Below are 14,884 nucleotides of genomic sequence, written 5' to 3'. Positions count from 1 at the left end.
CGGGCGGTGGTCAAGAACGGCGAGATCAGAATCGCCACCGTGATGTCGGTGACGCTGTCGACCGACCATCGCGCCGTCGACGGAGCACTCGGTGCCGAACTGCTGGTCGCCTTCAAGAAGCTGATCGAGAACCCGATGGGCATGCTGGTGTAGGAAGAACAAGGCGGTGCGGAAATTCTTCACCGGCCTCTTCGCCGGCGGCTTGGAGGCGCAGGAATTCGCCGTCGTCACCAATGCCGAGGAAGAATACTCCCTCGCAAGGGCGGGTTGAGCAAGATGAAGACGGTTCTTTGCTACGGCGACTCGCTGACCTGGGGCTACAATGCCGAGGGTGGCCGTCATGCGCTCGAGGATCGCTGGCCAAGCGTGCTGCAGGCTGGGCTCGGTGACGGCGTGCATGTCATTGCCGAGGGGCTAAATGGCCGCACAACGGCGTTCGACGATCACCTGGCAGGCGCCGACCGCAATGGCGCAAGAACGCTGCCGACGGTGCTGACCACGCATGCGCCGATCGACGTCATCGTCATCATGCTCGGCGCCAACGACATGAAGCCCTGGATCCACGGCAATCCCGTTGCGGCCAAACAAGGCATCCAGCGCCTGATCGACATCGTGCGCGGCCACGACTATCCGTTCGACTGGCCGCCGCCGCAGATCCTCATCGTCTCGCCGCCTCTCGTCAGTCGCACCGAAGATGCCGAGTTCAAGGCGATGTTTGCCGGCGGCGACGATGCCTCCAAAGAGCTTGCGCCGCAATATTCCACGCTTGCCGATGAGGCTGGCTGCGGCTTCTTCGATGCCGGCACGGTGGCCAAGACCACGCCGCTCGACGGCGTCCATCTCGATGCCGAAAATACGCGAAACATCGGCGAGGCGTTGACGCCGCTCATGCGCGTCATGCTGGAATTGTGATTGAAGGAGAAAACCGTGGCTGAGAACTACGACGTCATCATCATCGGCTCCGGTCCCGGCGGCTATGTCACGGCAGTGCGTTCCGCGCAGCTCGGTTTCAAGACGGCGATCGTCGAGCGCGAGCATCTCGGCGGCATTTGCCTGAACTGGGGCTGCATTCCGACCAAGGCGTTGCTGCGTTCGGCCGAGATCATGCATTATTCGGATCATCTGAAGGACTATGGACTGAAGCTCAACGGCAAGGTCAGCGTCGACACGTCGGCCGTCGTCGACCGCTCGCGCAAGGTTTCGCTGCGGCTCAATGGCGGCGTCGCCTTCCTGATGAAGAAGAACAAGGTCGACGTCATCTGGGGCGAGGCCAAGCTGACAAAACCGGGCGAGATCGTCGTCTCCAAGACGGCCAAGAAGCCGATGGAGCCGCAGCCGCCTGTGCCGAAAGGCGTCAAGGGCGAGGGCACCTACACCGCCAAGCACATCATACTGGCGACCGGCGCCCGGCCGCGGGCGCTGCCGGGCATCGAGCCGGACGGCAAGCTGATCTGGACCTATTTCGAGGCTATGGTGCCCAAGGAAATGCCGAAGTCGCTGCTGGTGATGGGTTCGGGCGCCATCGGCATCGAATTCGCCTCGTTCTACCGCACCATGGGCGCCGACGTGACCGTCGTCGAACTGCTGCCGGCCGTGATGCCGGTCGAGGACGCCGAGGTGTCGAAATTCGCCCAGAAGCAGTTCGAGAAGCAGGGCATGAAAATCATTCTCGAAGCCAAGGTAACCAAGGTCGAGAAAGGCGCCAACTCGATCACCGCGCATGTCGAGATGAAGGACGGCAAGGTGGAGAAGATCACGGCCGATCGCATGATCTCGGCCGTCGGCGTGCAAGGCAATATCGAGGGCCTCGGCCTGGAGACGCTTGGCGTGAAGACGGAGCGCGGCTGCGTCGTCGTCGACGGCTACGGTAAGACCAATGTGTCCGGCATCTACGCCATCGGCGATGTCGCCGGCCCGCCGATGCTCGCCCACAAGGCCGAGCATGAAGGCGTCGTCTGCGTCGAGAAGATCGCCAATTTCCCCGGCGTGCACGCCACCGACAAGCTGAAGATCCCTGGCTGCACCTATTGCAATCCGCAGGTCGCTTCGGTCGGCCTGACGGAAGCGAAAGCCAAGGCCGAGGGCAAGGACGTCAGGGTCGGCCGCTTCCAGTTCGCCGCCAATGGCAAGGCCATCGCGCTCGGCGAGGACCAGGGCTTCATCAAGACCATCTTCGACAAGAACACCGGCCAACTGCTTGGCGCCCACATGGTGGGCGCCGAAGTGACCGAACTGATCCAGGGTTTTGTCGTTGCGATGAACCTCGAGACGACCGAGGAAGAACTGATGCACACGATCTTCCCGCACCCGACGCTGTCGGAGATGATGAAGGAAAGCGTGCTCGACGCCTATGGCCGTGCGTTGAACGCATGATAGATTGGCCGCACGAGACTCAGACGCGAAAGCCGCAGGAGCTCGACGGCAAGTTAGTTCGTTTCCGGATGCGTTTTTTCTCAAGCAAGGAGAGGGCATATGGACGTGAATGGCGTGGGCTGGATCGCAGCCATCATAATCGGCGGCCTGGCGGGCTGGTTTGCCGAAATGGTCATGAAGAGCAATACCGGCGTCTTGATGAACATCATCTTGGGCATTGCCGGCGCAGTGGTGCTGAACGCGATCTTGCGTGCCTTGAACATCGGCGTGTTTGGCGTCGGCTGGACCGCCTACCTGATCACCGGTTTCATCGGCGCCTGCCTGCTGATCTGGGCCGGACGTCTGGTGCGCCGTTAGTCGGTATCGTTTCCGCCATGCGAAAACGGTTGTGGCGGCATGTACCGCCGCAGCCTTTTTCTTTGTGCTGAAAAGTCCTAGATGACGTGTAAGTGACGATCGCCGGCGGCGATCGCAAAGAAAACCAGGGTTCCGATGGTCACCGTCCTCGACACGATCGCCAATGCGCCGCGGCTGCGGCATCCGGAGAAGGCGCACAAGCCCGACCAGGACGTGCTGCGCAAGCCTGACTGGATCCGCGTCAAGGCGCCTGTGTCGAAAGGCTATGCCGAAACCCGCGAGATCGTGAAGTCGCACAAGCTGGTGACGGTCTGCGAGGAGGCCGGCTGCCCGAACATCGGCGAGTGCTGGGACAAGAAGCATGCCACCTTCATGATCATGGGCGAGATCTGCACACGTGCCTGCGCCTTCTGCAACGTCGCCACCGGCATCCCGACCGCGCTCGACCCGGACGAGCCGGCACGGGTCGCCCACGCGGTCAAGCAGATGGGCCTCAGCCACGTCGTCATCACCTCTGTCGATCGCGACGATCTCGCCGATGGCGGCGCGCAGCATTTCGCCGAGGTCATCCGTGCGATCCGGGCGGCGACGCCTTCAACCACGATCGAGATCCTGACGCCCGACTTCCTGCGCAAGGACGGCGCACTGGAGGTCGTGGTTGCGGCAAAGCCCGATGTCTTCAACCACAATCTCGAAACGGTGCCGTCGAACTACCTGACGGTCCGGCCAGGCGCCCGCTATTTCCATTCGATCAGGCTTTTGCAGCGGGTCAAGGAGCTCGACCCTTCGATCTTTACCAAGTCCGGCATCATGGTTGGACTGGGCGAGGAGCGGAACGAAATCCTGCAGCTTATGGACGATCTGCGTTCGGCCAATGTCGACTTCATGACCATAGGCCAGTATCTGCAGCCATCGAAAAAGCACCACCCGGTGATCCGCTTCGTCACCCCGGAGGAGTTCAAGTCCTTCGAGACGATCGGCCGGACCAAGGGCTTCCTGCTGGTGGCGTCGAGCCCGCTGACCCGCTCCTCGCACCACGCCGGCGACGACTTCGCCAGGCTGCGCGCCGCGCGCGAAGCGCAGCTCCAGAAATCGCTCTGATGCATGTCGCCCAAAAGTGACCTCGGGTTTTGGGAGAACGACATGCACGAAAACAAAGACTCTAAAGCGCGTCGCATGAGTCTGTGTCGACGCGACGCGCTTTAGAGCCGGGTTCATGCCGAAATTCGAAGCCACACGCCGCGTTTCCCACACGCCGGAACAGATGTTCGCCTTGGTCGCCGACATCGAAGCTTATCCGCAATTCCTGCCGCTTTGCGAGGCACTGACGGTGCGCTCGCGCAAGGAGCGTGACGGGCGCACTATCCTCGTCGCCGATATGAGCATCGGCTACAAGGCGATCCGCGAGACCTTCACGACGCAGGTGCTGCTGAAGCCCGACGAGCGTGCGATCGACGTCAAGTACATCGACGGTCCGTTCAAATATCTGACCAATGTCTGGCGATTCGACCCTGCCGACGGCGGCTGCGCGGTCTGCTTCTTCATCGACTACGAGTTCAAGAGCCGCATTCTGGGCGCCCTGATGGGCACGATGTTCGACCGTGCCTTCCGCATGTTCTCCGAAGCCTTCGAAAAGCGTGCTGATGTCATCTACGGTGCAAGACCGGCGTGAGCATGCCCAAGCGCGTGCAATCCCAGCTTGAGTGCATGGCTGACGGTCTCCTGGCGAATGAAATCACGGCCTTCATCGGCGAACAGCACGCGCTCGGCCGTCACCGGCCGGCCGCTTAGGCCAATCCCGAACCAGACCAGGCCGACCGGTTTTTCCGGCGAGCCGCCGCCCGGTCCGGCAATGCCGGTAACGGCGAGGCTGAGCCCGGCACGGGAGCGCGCCAGCGCGCCGGTTGCCATTTCGATCGCTGTCACGCGTGAAACCGCGCCATGAGCCTCCAGCGTGGCGGCGGAAACCCCGAGCATGTCCATCTTGGCTTCATTGGAATAGGTGATGAAGCCGCGATCGACCACGGCGGAAGAGCCGGCGATATCGGTCAGCGCGGCGATGATCATGCCGCCGGTGCAGCTTTCCGCCGTCGCAAGCATGATGCCGCGCTTCTGGCAGGCTTGCAGCAATGCATTTGCCAGTTCGCTGTTGCTCATTCCGGCACCTCGCCGGGAAACACCACGCTCGCCGTGGCGATCGCCGCAATGCCTTCCTCGCGGCCGACGAAACCGAGCTTCTCGTTGGTTGTCGCCTTGATGGAGATGCGGTCGGCAGAGATGGCCAGCATCTGCGACAGGGCAGCCGTCATCGCCTCGCGATGTGGGCCGACGCGTGGTGCCTCGCAGATCAGCGTGATGTCGGCATTGGCGATGCGGCCGCCGCGCGCGCGCACCAGCTTTGCCGCATGTTCTACGAATATCCGGGAGGCAGTACCCTTCCACTGCGGGTCGGAGGGTGGGAAATGCGTGCCGATGTCGCCGGCGCCGCAGGTCGCCAGCAGCGCATCGGTAAGGGCATGGAGCCCGACATCGGCATCGGAATGGCCGGACAGTTTCTTGTCATGCGGAATGGCGATGCCGCATAGCGTGACGTGGTCGCCGGGCTCGAACGCGTGGACGTCGTAGCCATTGCCGGTTCTAATATCGGGAAAGCGCATGCGCTCGCTGGAAAGTCGTTGGTCCGCCATGGCGATGTCCCGTGCCCAGGTGAGTTTGACGTTGTCCGGTGAGCCGGGAACGAGTTTGACCGGCATCTGCATCCACTCGGCGATCGCGGCGTCGTCGGTAAAGTCGGTTTTGCCGCTGTTATAGGCTTCCTCATGCATGGCCATAATCGCCAGGAATGGGAAACCCTGCGGCGTTTGCGCTGCGTGAAGCCCGCTCCGGGAAACCGTTTCGGCGACCATCCCGGCGGTGGATTCGCGTTTCAGCGTGTCGGCGACGGGCAACGCCGGGAGCGCGCCCTCGCGCTCGCCGATGGCTGCGATCGTACGGTCGATCAGATCCGCGTCGACGAAGGGGCGCGCCGCGTCGTGGATGAGAACCTTGTCCGGTGCGTAGCTTCTCAATGCCTGCAGTCCGAGTCGAACCGAGTCTTGCCTGGTGGGGCCACCCGCAATTGCCGTGACGCGATTGGAGTGTGCGCCGACGGCATGTCGAAAAAGTTCGTGATCCTCGGTGTGTATTGCCACGACGAGCGGGCCGATACGCGGATGCGCCAGGAAAATATCGATGACGTGGGCGATGACGGCGCGACCGCCGATCTGCTGATATTGCTTCGGGCCATCGGCCTGTCCGGCACGCGCGCCGCGACCGGCCGCAACAATAACCACCGCGACCTTGCCGTTGGCCTCCAAAGCCTGATTTTCGCTCGCGTCAGTCATGCCGATTGGCTTAGCGCACGATCCCCAAAAGTGTAATCGGTTTTCGGAGAGATTGTAGGCCGAACAGGAAGCCCTAAAACGTCCATTGCGTGTTCGTGCAAGGCGCGGCGCTTTGCTCGGGACTGCAGCCGAGCTCGGCATTTCCCAATTGCGCCGTAATGTGGCGTCATTCCGCGTTGCACATTGCGGCCGATATGGCTAGAGAATGTGCAGCAAATGAACATGCTTGGTTTTTGTGCATGCTTGACCTGACCAAATTGACCGCACCTCTCGACGTCGGCGGCGTGAGTATCCGCAATCGCGTGTTCCTCGCGCCGATGTCGGGAATTACCGACGAGCCGTTCCGGCGACGCGCCCATGCGCATGGCGCCGGCCTGGTCGTATCCGAAATGGTGGCAAGCGGCGAGCTCGCCAAAGGCAGGGCCGGATGCGACCTGCGCATACGTCATTCGGGCCTGCCCGTCCATATGGTGCAGCTTGCCGGCCGCGAGGCGGCACACATGGCGGAAGGCGCACGCATCGCCGTCGGCGAGGGCGCCGACGTCATCGACATCAATATGGGTTGCCCCGCCAAGAAGGTGACCGGCGGCTATGCCGGCTCGGCACTGATGCAGGACCTCGATCATGCACTGTCGCTGGTCGACGCCGTGGTCGGCGCGGTCGGTGTGCCGGTGACGCTGAAGATGCGGCTCGGCTGGGACGAAACGGCGCTCAACGCGCCTGACCTGGCGCGCCGTGCCGAGCAGGCGGGCGTCAAGATGGTGACAGTGCACGGCCGCACGCGCTGCCAGTTCTATCAGGGCAATGCTGATTGGCGTGCCATAGCCCGCGTCAAGGCTGCCGTGTCGATCCCGGTCGTCGCCAATGGCGATGTGTCTTCGCCTGCGCAAGCAGCCGCTGTTCTGGAGCAATCCGGCGCCGATGCGGTGATGGTGGGCCGCGCCCACTACGGCGCGCCCTGGGTCGCCGGAACCATCGCGGCCGCGGCGGCAGGCGAGCTTGCCCGGCTACCGGAAAGCGCTGCGGAACTGACCGACTACATCATTGCCCACTACGAGGACATGCTGGCGCTCTACGGCGTCGAAAGCGGCCTGCGCCAGGCGCGCAAGCACCTCGGCTGGTATCTGGACCGCCATGCCGGCGCCCTTGCCGGCGAAAGGCGCAAGGCCATTCTCACGTCTTTCGACCCCGCGCGGACGATTATCTTGCTTCGCGACGTGTTTTCGGCCGCCGAGCAAGCACCCATGCGGAGCGCCGCATGAACGCCTCCGTCGGCCAGGGCCCGGAAATGGCGGATGCCGCCCAGATCGTGCTCAACACCATCCGCCGTCCGGTCATCATGATCAGCCCGGAGGGGTTCATCACCTTCGCCAATGCCGATGCGGAGGACTTCTTCCGCTCGAGCGCGACGATGCTCGCCCGCAACACGCTGTCAAAGCTCATTCCCTTCGGCAGCCCGTTGCTGACGCTGGTCGACCAGGTGCGCGAGCGCCGGGCCCCCGTCAACGAGTACCGGGTCGACGTGTCGTCTCCGCGTCTCGGCATCGAGAAGGTGGTCGATCTCTATGTTGCCCCGGTGCCGGAGTTTCCAGGCTCCGTCGTGGTGATGTTCCAGGAACGGTCGATGGCCGACAAGATCGACCGGCAGATGACGCATCGCGGCGCGGCGCGCTCGGTGACCGGTCTGGCGGCGATGCTGGCTCACGAGATCAAGAATCCGCTCTCCGGCATCAGGGGCGCTGCCCAGCTGCTTGAACTGTCCGCTTCAGACGAAGATCGCGCGCTGACGCGGCTGATCACCGACGAGACCGATCGCATCGTGTCGCTGGTCGATCGCATGGAGGTGTTTTCCGACGAGCGGCCGATCGACCGCTATCCCGTCAACATCCATGTCGTGCTCGACCATGTGAAGGCGATCGCCAAGAACGGTTTTGCGAAAAAAATCAAGATATTGGAGGACTATGATCCTTCATTGCCTCCGGTCTTCGCCAACCGCGACCAACTCATCCAGGTGTTCCTAAACCTGGTCAAGAACGCCGCCGAGGCGATCGGCGGCGACCCCCAAGGTGAAATCGTCCTGTCGACGGCCTTCCGGCCGGGCATTCGCGTTTCGGTTCCAGGCACTCAGGATCGCGTGTCGCTGCCGCTCGAGTTCTGCGTGCGAGACAACGGTTCCGGCGTCTCGGAGGATATCCTGCCGATCCTGTTCGATCCCTTCATCACCACCAAGCCGAACGGCTCGGGACTGGGCCTCGCGCTGGTGGCCAAGATCGTCGGCGAGCATGGCGGCATCATCGAATGCGAATCGACGCCGCGCGCGACAATGTTCCGCATCCTGATGCCGGCCTGGAAGGAAACGGCGCTCGGCACCGATGAAGACGCTGAAGGAGACCGCAAATGACCGTTCGCGGCAATATTCTCGTCGCCGACGACGATGCGGCGATCCGTACGGTCCTCAACCAGGCCCTTTCGCGTGTCGGCCATGAGGTGCGCGTGACCTCCAATGCCTCGACGTTGTGGCGCTGGGTGGCGGCGGGCGAGGGCGATCTCGTCATCACCGACGTGGTGATGCCGGACGAGAACGCATTCGACATGCTGCCGCGCATCAAGAAAGCTCGGCCGGAGCTGCCCGTCATCGTCATGAGCGCCCAGAATACCTTCATGACGGCGATTCGTGCCTCCGAGACCGGCGCCTACGAATATCTGCCGAAGCCGTTCGACCTCACCGAGCTTCTCAACATCGTCAACCGGGCGCTGTCGGAGCCGCGGCGGCCGAAGATCGACGCGCGGCCGGAAGAGCAGCCCGAGACGATGCCGCTGGTCGGCCGCTCGGCCGCCATGCAGGACATCTACCGCATGCTGGCGCGCATGATGCAGACCGACCTGACGGTGATGATTTCGGGCGAATCGGGCACCGGCAAGGAGCTGGTGGCGCGTGCGCTGCACGAATATGGACGCCGCCGTGGCGGCCCTTTCGTTGCCATCAACATGGCGGCCATCCCGCGCGACCTGATCGAATCGGAACTGTTCGGCCATGAGAAGGGCGCCTTCACCGGTGCGCAGAACCGCTCAACCGGCCGCTTCGAACAGGCCGAAGGTGGTACGCTGTTCCTTGACGAGATCGGCGACATGCCGATGGAAGCGCAGACGCGCCTGCTGCGCGTCCTCCAGCAAGGCGAATACACGACGGTCGGCGGCCGCACGCCGATCAAGACCGACGTGCGCATCGTCGCCGCCACCAACAAGGATTTGCGCACGCTGATCAACCAGGGGCTCTTCCGCGAGGATCTTTTCTATCGCCTCAATGTCGTGCCCCTCAGGCTGCCGGCACTGCGCGAGCGCTCCGAGGACGTGCCGGACCTCGTCCGGCACTTCTTCAAGCTCGGCGAGATGGAGGGTCTCCAGACCAAGCGTATCTCGTCGGGCGGCATCGAATTGATGAAGCGCTATCCCTGGCCGGGCAATGTGCGCGAACTGGAAAACCTGGTCCGCAGGCTCGCCGCGCTCTATTCACAGGACGAGATTTCCTCCGAGATCATCGAGGCGGAACTCAAGACCGGCGAGCGTCCCGTGGTGCCGGGCGGCGGCAACCTCATTCCCGACGACCTGTCCATCGGCCAGGCGGTCGAGCATTTCCTGCAGCGCTATTTCACCTCGTTTGCCGGCGAATTGCCGCCTGCCGGCCTCTACCAGCGCATTCTCTCGGAGGTCGAGTATCCGCTGGTGCTGGCCTCGATGACCGCGACGCGCGGCAACCAGATCAAAGCCGCGGAACTGCTGGGGCTCAACCGCAACACGCTGCGCAAGAAGATTCGCGAACTGGGCGTCAACGTCTACAAATCGTCACGCCAGGCCTGAGCCGGGATAGAGCCGAAGCGCTTTTCCGGGGGACTGTCAGCGAAAGATTTCCGTCCAGGCCACACTTGTTGCATAATCGCCACAATGCGTTGCATAGATCCGACGCAATCACTGGCTCTAGACGGCGACATGGCTTCGCAGGCTCCGACAACGAACGAACCGCTTTTCAACGACCCCGGCACGCGTGACGGGCGCCGGCTGCTGGCGCTGCCCGGCGTGGTGGCGGTCGTCGGTGCGCTGGTGATGGCGGCCATTTCGTTCGCTATTCTGGTCGGCGCGACGCCCATTGCGCCCGACGCCAGGACAACCTGGGCGCTGATCGCGCTCAACGCCGTCTTCGTCCTGTTGCTGAGCGCACTGATCGGCCGGGAGGTGCATCGCATCGTCATGGCGCGCCGGCATGGTAAGGCAGCCTCGCGGCTGCATGTGCGCATCGTGGCCATGTTCGCGCTCGTCGCCGCCATCCCCGCCATCATGGTGGCGATCATTGCGTCCATCACGCTCGATATCGGTCTCGACCGCTGGTTCGAGATTCGCACCAAGACGATCGTCAATTCGTCGCTTTCCATCGCCGATGCCTATGTGCAGGAAAACGCGCGCAACCTGCAGGGCACGACGCTGTCGATGGCCTATGACCTCGACGCGTCGCGCACGCTTTACGGCCTCGACCGAATTGGCTTCCTCGATCTGATGAGCAAGGAGGCGGTGGGCCGCTCGCTGGCGCATGCCGCGCTGATCAAGCCCGACGGCTCCTTCGTGATGAGCGCCAAGACCGATGCCGACTTCGCCATGCCGGAACCGCCGGAGGGAGCGGTCGCCAGCGCCACCGACGGCAAGCCGGTTCTGATCGAGCCGCGCACGCGCAACATCATGGGCGCCATCGTCAAGCTGCGTGAGATCGAGGGGCTCTACCTCTACACGATCCGGCTGGTCGATCCCGAGGTGATAAAGGCGCGCCAGATCGTCAGATCGAACACCGACGAATATCGCAATCTCGAAGACAACAGGCGCACTTCGCAGGTGGCTTTCGCGTTGCCTTATCTGTCGTTGACTTTGATTATCATCCTGTCGGCAATCTGGACCGGCATTGCCGTGGCCGACCGGCTGGTGCGGCCGATTCGTCAGCTCATCGGCGCTGCCGACGAGGTCGCGACCGGCAATCTTGACGTCGCCGTGCCGGTGCGGCCGTCCGACGGCGACGTTGCCTCGCTCGGCAATACCTTCAACAAGATGCTGCAGGAATTGAAATCGCAGCGCAACGAGATCCTGTCCGCCAAGGATCTGATCGACGAGCGACGGCGCTTTTCGGAAGCGGTGCTGGCCGGTGTCACCGCGGGCGTCATCGGCGTCGACCCCTATGGCATCGTCACCATCGTGAACCGCTCGGCCGAGTCCATGCTGGCCATTTCGGCCAGTGCGGCGCTGGGGCAGAACCTTTCCGCCATTCTCCCGCATGTCGGCCGCGTCTTCGAGATCGGCCGCCAATCGGGCAAGCCCGTCTATCGCGAGCAGGTGACGTTTTTCCGCGCCGGCACGGAGCGGACTTTCAACGTGCAGATCACCATCGAGGCCGGCGATAACGGCACTGAGGAGAAATCCTACGTCGTGACGGTCGACGACATCACCGATCTGGTCCAGGCGCAGCGCTCCTCTGCCTGGGCCGACGTGGCGCGCCGCATCGCCCATGAGATCAAGAACCCGCTGACGCCGATCCAGCTTTCAGCCGAGCGCATCAAGCGCCGCTACGGCAAGGTCATCACCGAGGACCGCGAGGTGTTCGACCAGTGCACTGACACGATCATCCGGCAGGTCGAGGATATCGGTCGCATGGTCGACGAATTCTCCGCTTTCGCGCGCATGCCGAAGCCCGAGATGAAGTCCATAGACCTGCGTGAATCCCTGCGCGAGGCCTCCTTCCTGGTCGAGGTGAGCCGTTCCGACATCACGTTCGAGCGCATATTCGGCAACGAACCGCTCAAGGGTACTTTCGACAGCCGCCTGTTGGCGCAGGCTTTCGGCAACGTGATCAAGAACGCTGCCGAAGCGATCGACGGGCTGGAACAGAAGGACGGTTCGCACGGCATAATCCGGATTCAAGCCGGACGTCAGAATGGCGCGATTCGCATCGATGTCATCGACAATGGCAAAGGCCTGCCGCGGGAGAATCGTCAGCGGCTGCTGGAGCCCTACATGACCACGCGTGAGAAGGGCACGGGCCTTGGTCTCGCCATCGTCAAGAAGATCGTGGAGGACCATGGCGGTAGGCTGGAGCTCCACGATGCGCCTGCGGATTTCCACGGCGGGCGCGGCGCGATGATCAGCATCATCCTGCCACCTGCGGCCGTGGCGCCAGCGCGCGGCGAAAGCAGGACGGAACACGAAAGAGAAACTGAAAAGGTCGGTAATGGCGTCTGATATTCTGATCGTGGATGACGAGGAAGACATCCGTGAGCTCGTCGCAGGCATACTGAGCGACGAAGGTCACGAAACCCGCACGGCATCCGATGCCGACACCGCGCTGGCGGCCATCGCCGACCGAGCCCCGCGGCTGATTTTCCTCGACATCTGGTTGCAGGGTTCGCGCCTGGACGGCCTGGCTTTGCTGGACGAGATCAAGACCATGCACCCCAACCTGCCGGTGGTGATGATTTCGGGCCATGGCAACATCGAAACCGCGGTCTCCGCCATCAGACGCGGCGCTTATGACTTCATCGAGAAGCCCTTCAAGGCGGACAGGCTGATTCTGATTGCCGAGCGTGCGCTGGAAACCTCCAAGCTGAGGCGCGAGGTTTCCGATCTCAAGCTGCGCAGCGGCGAGACCTTCGACCTGATCGGCATGTCGTCGGCGATGAGCCAGTTGCGCCAGACCATCGAGCGCGTCGCGCCGACCAACAGCCGCGTCATGATCATTGGCCCCTCGGGATCTGGCAAGGAGCTGGCCGCGCGCGCCATCCACACGCTGTCGGCGCGCAAGAGCGCGCCTTTCGTGACGCTGAGCGCCGCCAACATCACGCCCGAACGCATGGAGATCGAACTGTTCGGCACCGAATCGAACGGCGTCGAGCGCAAGGTCGGCGCCCTGGAGGAAGCCCATCGCGGCATCCTCTACATCGATGAGGTGGCCGACATGCCGCGCGAGACGCAGAACAAGATCCTGCGTGTGCTGGTCGAACAGCAGTTCGAGCGCGTCGGCGGCACCAAACGGGTCAAGGTCGATGTCCGCATCATCTCCTCGACGTCGCAGAACCTGGAGGCGATGATCGCCGATGGCCGTTTCCGCGAGGATCTTTACCATCGCCTTGCGGTGGTACCGGTGACGGTGCCGGGACTTGCCGAGCGGCGCGAGGACATTCCTTATCTCGTTGACAATTTCATGAAGCAGATCGCCCGTCAGGCCGGAATCAAGCCGCGCCGCATCGGCGATGACGCCATGGCGGTGCTGCAGGCGCACAATTGGCCAGGCAATGTTCGCCAATTGCGCAACAATGTCGAACGGCTGATGATTCTGGCGCGCGGCGACAATGTCGATGCGCCGATCACCGCCGACCTGTTGCCGTCCGAAATCGGCGATGTCATGCCCCGCACGCCGAACCAGTCGGACCAGCACATCATGGCGCTGCCGCTGCGCGAGGCGCGCGAACAATTCGAGAAGGACTATCTGATCGCCCAGATCAACCGGTTCGGCGGCAACATCTCGAAAACGGCCGAGTTCATCGGCATGGAGCGTTCCGCGCTGCACCGCAAGCTGAAGTCGCTCGGCGTCTGACCTGATATCTTGAGCGGTTCGACGTTTGATGCATTGCCGGCCCGGTTCGATACCTTGCTCAAGCAGTTCCGGCCGGAAAATCGTTACACGCTTTCTGGAGTTGCTTCAGTGGCCCACGCGATTATCCATCACTGTTGAGGCGGAATCGCCTAAACAAGCCGAAGCAGATCCCCCGAGGTGACAAATGCCGCGTATTGCCTATGTGAACGGGCGCTACACCGCTCATGCCGATGCCGCTGTGCATATCGAAGACCGTGGCTACCAGTTCGCCGACGGCGTTTACGAGGTCTGCGAAGTGGCGCGCGGCTTCATCGTGGACATGCCGCGTCACCTCGCCCGGCTGAACCGTTCGCTGAGCGAGCTGTCGATCGGCTGGCCGGTCACCCCAGGCGTCCTGCCGCTCATCATGCGCGAAGTGGTCAATCGCAACCATGTCGTCAACGGCCTGGTTTACGTCCAGGTCACACGCGGCGTCGCCAGCCGCGACTTCGCCTTCCCCTCGGCTGATACCAGGCCGTCGCTGGTGATCACCGCCAGGAAGCTGGATCCCGCTGCTGGAGCCAAGCGGGCCGAGACCGGTATCGCCGTCATCACCGTGCCCGAGAATCGCTGGGATCGCGTCGACATCAAGAGCACCGGCCTGCTAGCCAATGTGTTAGTCAAGCAGAAGGCCAAGGAAGCTGGCGCGCAGGAAGCCTGGTTCGTGGATACGGACGGCAACGTCAAGGAAGGCGGGTCGTCGAATGCCTGGATCGTCACCAGGGACGGCGTTCTGGTCACCAGGCCCGCCGAGCACGGTATTCTGCGCGGCATAACCCGCACCACCATGTTTGAAGTGGCGGCCAAGCTCGGACTCAAGATCGAGGAACGCGGTTTTTCCGTCGCCGAGGCCAAGGCGGCGAGGGAGGCTTTCATCAGTTCCGCGACCACGATCGCCATGCCGGTCGTGGCCATAGACGGCGACCCGATCGCCAACGGCCACCCCGGCTCGATAACACTTTCGTTGCGGCAAGCCTTTTTTGACATTGCGGAAAAAAGTCCAGCCTGATAACCGCACAGGTGGAATGAACATCAATATATCTCGTTCTGCTTGTCGTTACTGACGACAAGACGGTGTTTGCGCGCTTGACACGTGCTGGTTAATTTG

Annotated in this window: 14 protein-coding genes; 12 read left to right on the top strand and 2 right to left on the bottom strand. The window is 62.8% G+C overall.

The window, feature by feature from the left end; translation table 11 throughout:
• The 6 genes from FJ940_RS25010 to FJ940_RS24985 form a co-directional block, all read left to right on the top strand.
• Positions 1-153: 2-oxo acid dehydrogenase subunit E2 (locus tag FJ940_RS25010; protein WP_181171814.1), on the top strand; the 153-nt coding region annotated here is incomplete at its 5' end.
• 123 nt (positions 154-276) lie between these two features.
• Positions 277-912 (top strand): SGNH/GDSL hydrolase family protein, encoded by a 636-nt coding sequence (locus FJ940_RS25005; protein WP_140557256.1) that lies wholly within the window; start codon positions 277-279, stop codon positions 910-912.
• A gap of 15 nt (positions 913-927) precedes the next feature.
• Positions 928-2,373, top strand: a complete 1,446-nt coding sequence (lpdA, locus tag FJ940_RS25000; protein WP_140557255.1) for a dihydrolipoyl dehydrogenase — start codon at positions 928-930, stop codon at positions 2,371-2,373.
• A 99-nt stretch (positions 2,374-2,472) separates the two neighbouring features.
• Positions 2,473-2,730 carry a GlsB/YeaQ/YmgE family stress response membrane protein gene (locus FJ940_RS24995; protein WP_140498561.1) on the top strand — a complete coding sequence of 86 codons (258 nt, stop codon included), beginning with the start codon at positions 2,473-2,475 and terminating at the stop codon, positions 2,728-2,730.
• Positions 2,731-2,865: 135 nt separating this feature from the next.
• Entirely contained in the window at positions 2,866-3,831 is a 966-nt protein-coding gene (lipA, locus tag FJ940_RS24990) for a lipoyl synthase (RefSeq protein ID WP_140658227.1), read from the top strand.
• Positions 3,832-3,946: 115 nt separating this feature from the next.
• On the top strand, positions 3,947-4,402 hold the full coding sequence (locus FJ940_RS24985; protein WP_140515423.1) for a type II toxin-antitoxin system RatA family toxin: 456 nt from the start codon (positions 3,947-3,949) through the stop codon (positions 4,400-4,402).
• Here FJ940_RS24985 and FJ940_RS24980 read toward each other — a convergent pair.
• Positions 4,381-4,887: a CinA family protein gene (locus tag FJ940_RS24980; protein ID WP_140557251.1), complete on the bottom strand. Its 507-nt coding sequence runs from the start codon at positions 4,885-4,887 to the stop codon at positions 4,381-4,383. The two genes, FJ940_RS24985 and FJ940_RS24980, sit on opposite strands and share 22 nt — an antisense overlap.
• Complete coding sequence (locus FJ940_RS24975; RefSeq protein WP_140658225.1) at positions 4,884-6,113, bottom strand: bifunctional 2-C-methyl-D-erythritol 4-phosphate cytidylyltransferase/2-C-methyl-D-erythritol 2,4-cyclodiphosphate synthase; 1,230 nt, start codon at positions 6,111-6,113, stop codon at positions 4,884-4,886. Before FJ940_RS24975 ends, FJ940_RS24980 begins: the two co-directional genes overlap by 4 nt.
• A 239-nt stretch (positions 6,114-6,352) precedes the next feature.
• Here FJ940_RS24975 and dusB point away from each other — a divergent pair, with 239 nt between their 5' ends.
• The 6 genes from dusB to FJ940_RS24945 all read left to right on the top strand — a co-directional run bounded on the left by dusB (position 6,353) and on the right by FJ940_RS24945 (position 14,785).
• Positions 6,353-7,375 carry a tRNA dihydrouridine synthase DusB gene (dusB, locus tag FJ940_RS24970; RefSeq protein ID WP_140658223.1) on the top strand — a complete coding sequence of 341 codons (1,023 nt, stop codon included), beginning with the start codon at positions 6,353-6,355 and terminating at the stop codon, positions 7,373-7,375.
• Complete coding sequence (locus tag FJ940_RS24965; RefSeq protein WP_140658221.1) at positions 7,372-8,514, top strand: nitrogen regulation protein NR(II); 1,143 nt, start codon at positions 7,372-7,374, stop codon at positions 8,512-8,514. The genes dusB and FJ940_RS24965 overlap by 4 nt, the downstream gene beginning before the upstream one ends.
• Positions 8,511-9,971, top strand: a complete 1,461-nt coding sequence (ntrC, locus tag FJ940_RS24960; RefSeq protein ID WP_140498568.1) for a nitrogen regulation protein NR(I) — start codon at positions 8,511-8,513, stop codon at positions 9,969-9,971. Before FJ940_RS24965 ends, ntrC begins: the two co-directional genes overlap by 4 nt.
• A 129-nt stretch (positions 9,972-10,100) precedes the next feature.
• Positions 10,101-12,386, top strand: coding sequence for a PAS domain-containing sensor histidine kinase (locus FJ940_RS24955; protein ID WP_181171813.1), 2,286 nt, complete (start codon positions 10,101-10,103; stop codon positions 12,384-12,386).
• Positions 12,376-13,737, top strand: a complete 1,362-nt coding sequence (locus FJ940_RS24950) for a sigma-54 dependent transcriptional regulator (protein ID WP_140498569.1) — start codon at positions 12,376-12,378, stop codon at positions 13,735-13,737. Before FJ940_RS24955 ends, FJ940_RS24950 begins: the two co-directional genes overlap by 11 nt.
• Before the next feature lie 184 nt (positions 13,738-13,921).
• Positions 13,922-14,785: a D-amino-acid transaminase gene (locus tag FJ940_RS24945; protein ID WP_140658219.1), complete on the top strand. Its 864-nt coding sequence runs from the start codon at positions 13,922-13,924 to the stop codon at positions 14,783-14,785.
• Positions 14,786-14,884: the final 99 nt, after the last annotated feature.

Origin of the sequence: Mesorhizobium sp. B2-3-7 (assembly GCF_006442695.1) — a bacterium.
GTDB lineage: Bacteria > Pseudomonadota > Alphaproteobacteria > Rhizobiales > Rhizobiaceae > Mesorhizobium.
Note: the sequence above shows the minus strand (reverse complement) of the source record. Positions and strands in the feature narration are given on the sequence as shown.

Bases quoted from the DNA above. Each gene is read 5' to 3' on its own strand.
- FJ940_RS25005 (WP_140557256.1), top strand. From the start codon at position 277: ATGAAGACGGTTCTTTGCTACGGCGACTCGCTGACCTGGGGCTACAAT.
- FJ940_RS24995 (WP_140498561.1), top strand. From the start codon at position 2,473: ATGGACGTGAATGGCGTGGGCTGGATCGCAGCCATCATAATCGGCGGC.
- lipA (WP_140658227.1), top strand. From the start codon at position 2,866: ATGGTCACCGTCCTCGACACGATCGCCAATGCGCCGCGGCTGCGGCAT.
- FJ940_RS24985 (WP_140515423.1), top strand. From the start codon at position 3,947: ATGCCGAAATTCGAAGCCACACGCCGCGTTTCCCACACGCCGGAACAG.
- FJ940_RS24980 (WP_140557251.1), bottom strand. From the start codon at position 4,887: ATGAGCAACAGCGAACTGGCAAATGCATTGCTGCAAGCCTGCCAGAAG.
- FJ940_RS24975 (WP_140658225.1), bottom strand. From the start codon at position 6,113: ATGACTGACGCGAGCGAAAATCAGGCTTTGGAGGCCAACGGCAAGGTC.
- dusB (WP_140658223.1), top strand. From the start codon at position 6,353: ATGCTTGACCTGACCAAATTGACCGCACCTCTCGACGTCGGCGGCGTG.
- FJ940_RS24965 (WP_140658221.1), top strand. From the start codon at position 7,372: ATGAACGCCTCCGTCGGCCAGGGCCCGGAAATGGCGGATGCCGCCCAG.
- ntrC (WP_140498568.1), top strand. From the start codon at position 8,511: ATGACCGTTCGCGGCAATATTCTCGTCGCCGACGACGATGCGGCGATC.
- FJ940_RS24955 (WP_181171813.1), top strand. From the start codon at position 10,101: ATGGCTTCGCAGGCTCCGACAACGAACGAACCGCTTTTCAACGACCCC.
- FJ940_RS24950 (WP_140498569.1), top strand. From the start codon at position 12,376: ATGGCGTCTGATATTCTGATCGTGGATGACGAGGAAGACATCCGTGAG.
- FJ940_RS24945 (WP_140658219.1), top strand. From the start codon at position 13,922: ATGCCGCGTATTGCCTATGTGAACGGGCGCTACACCGCTCATGCCGAT.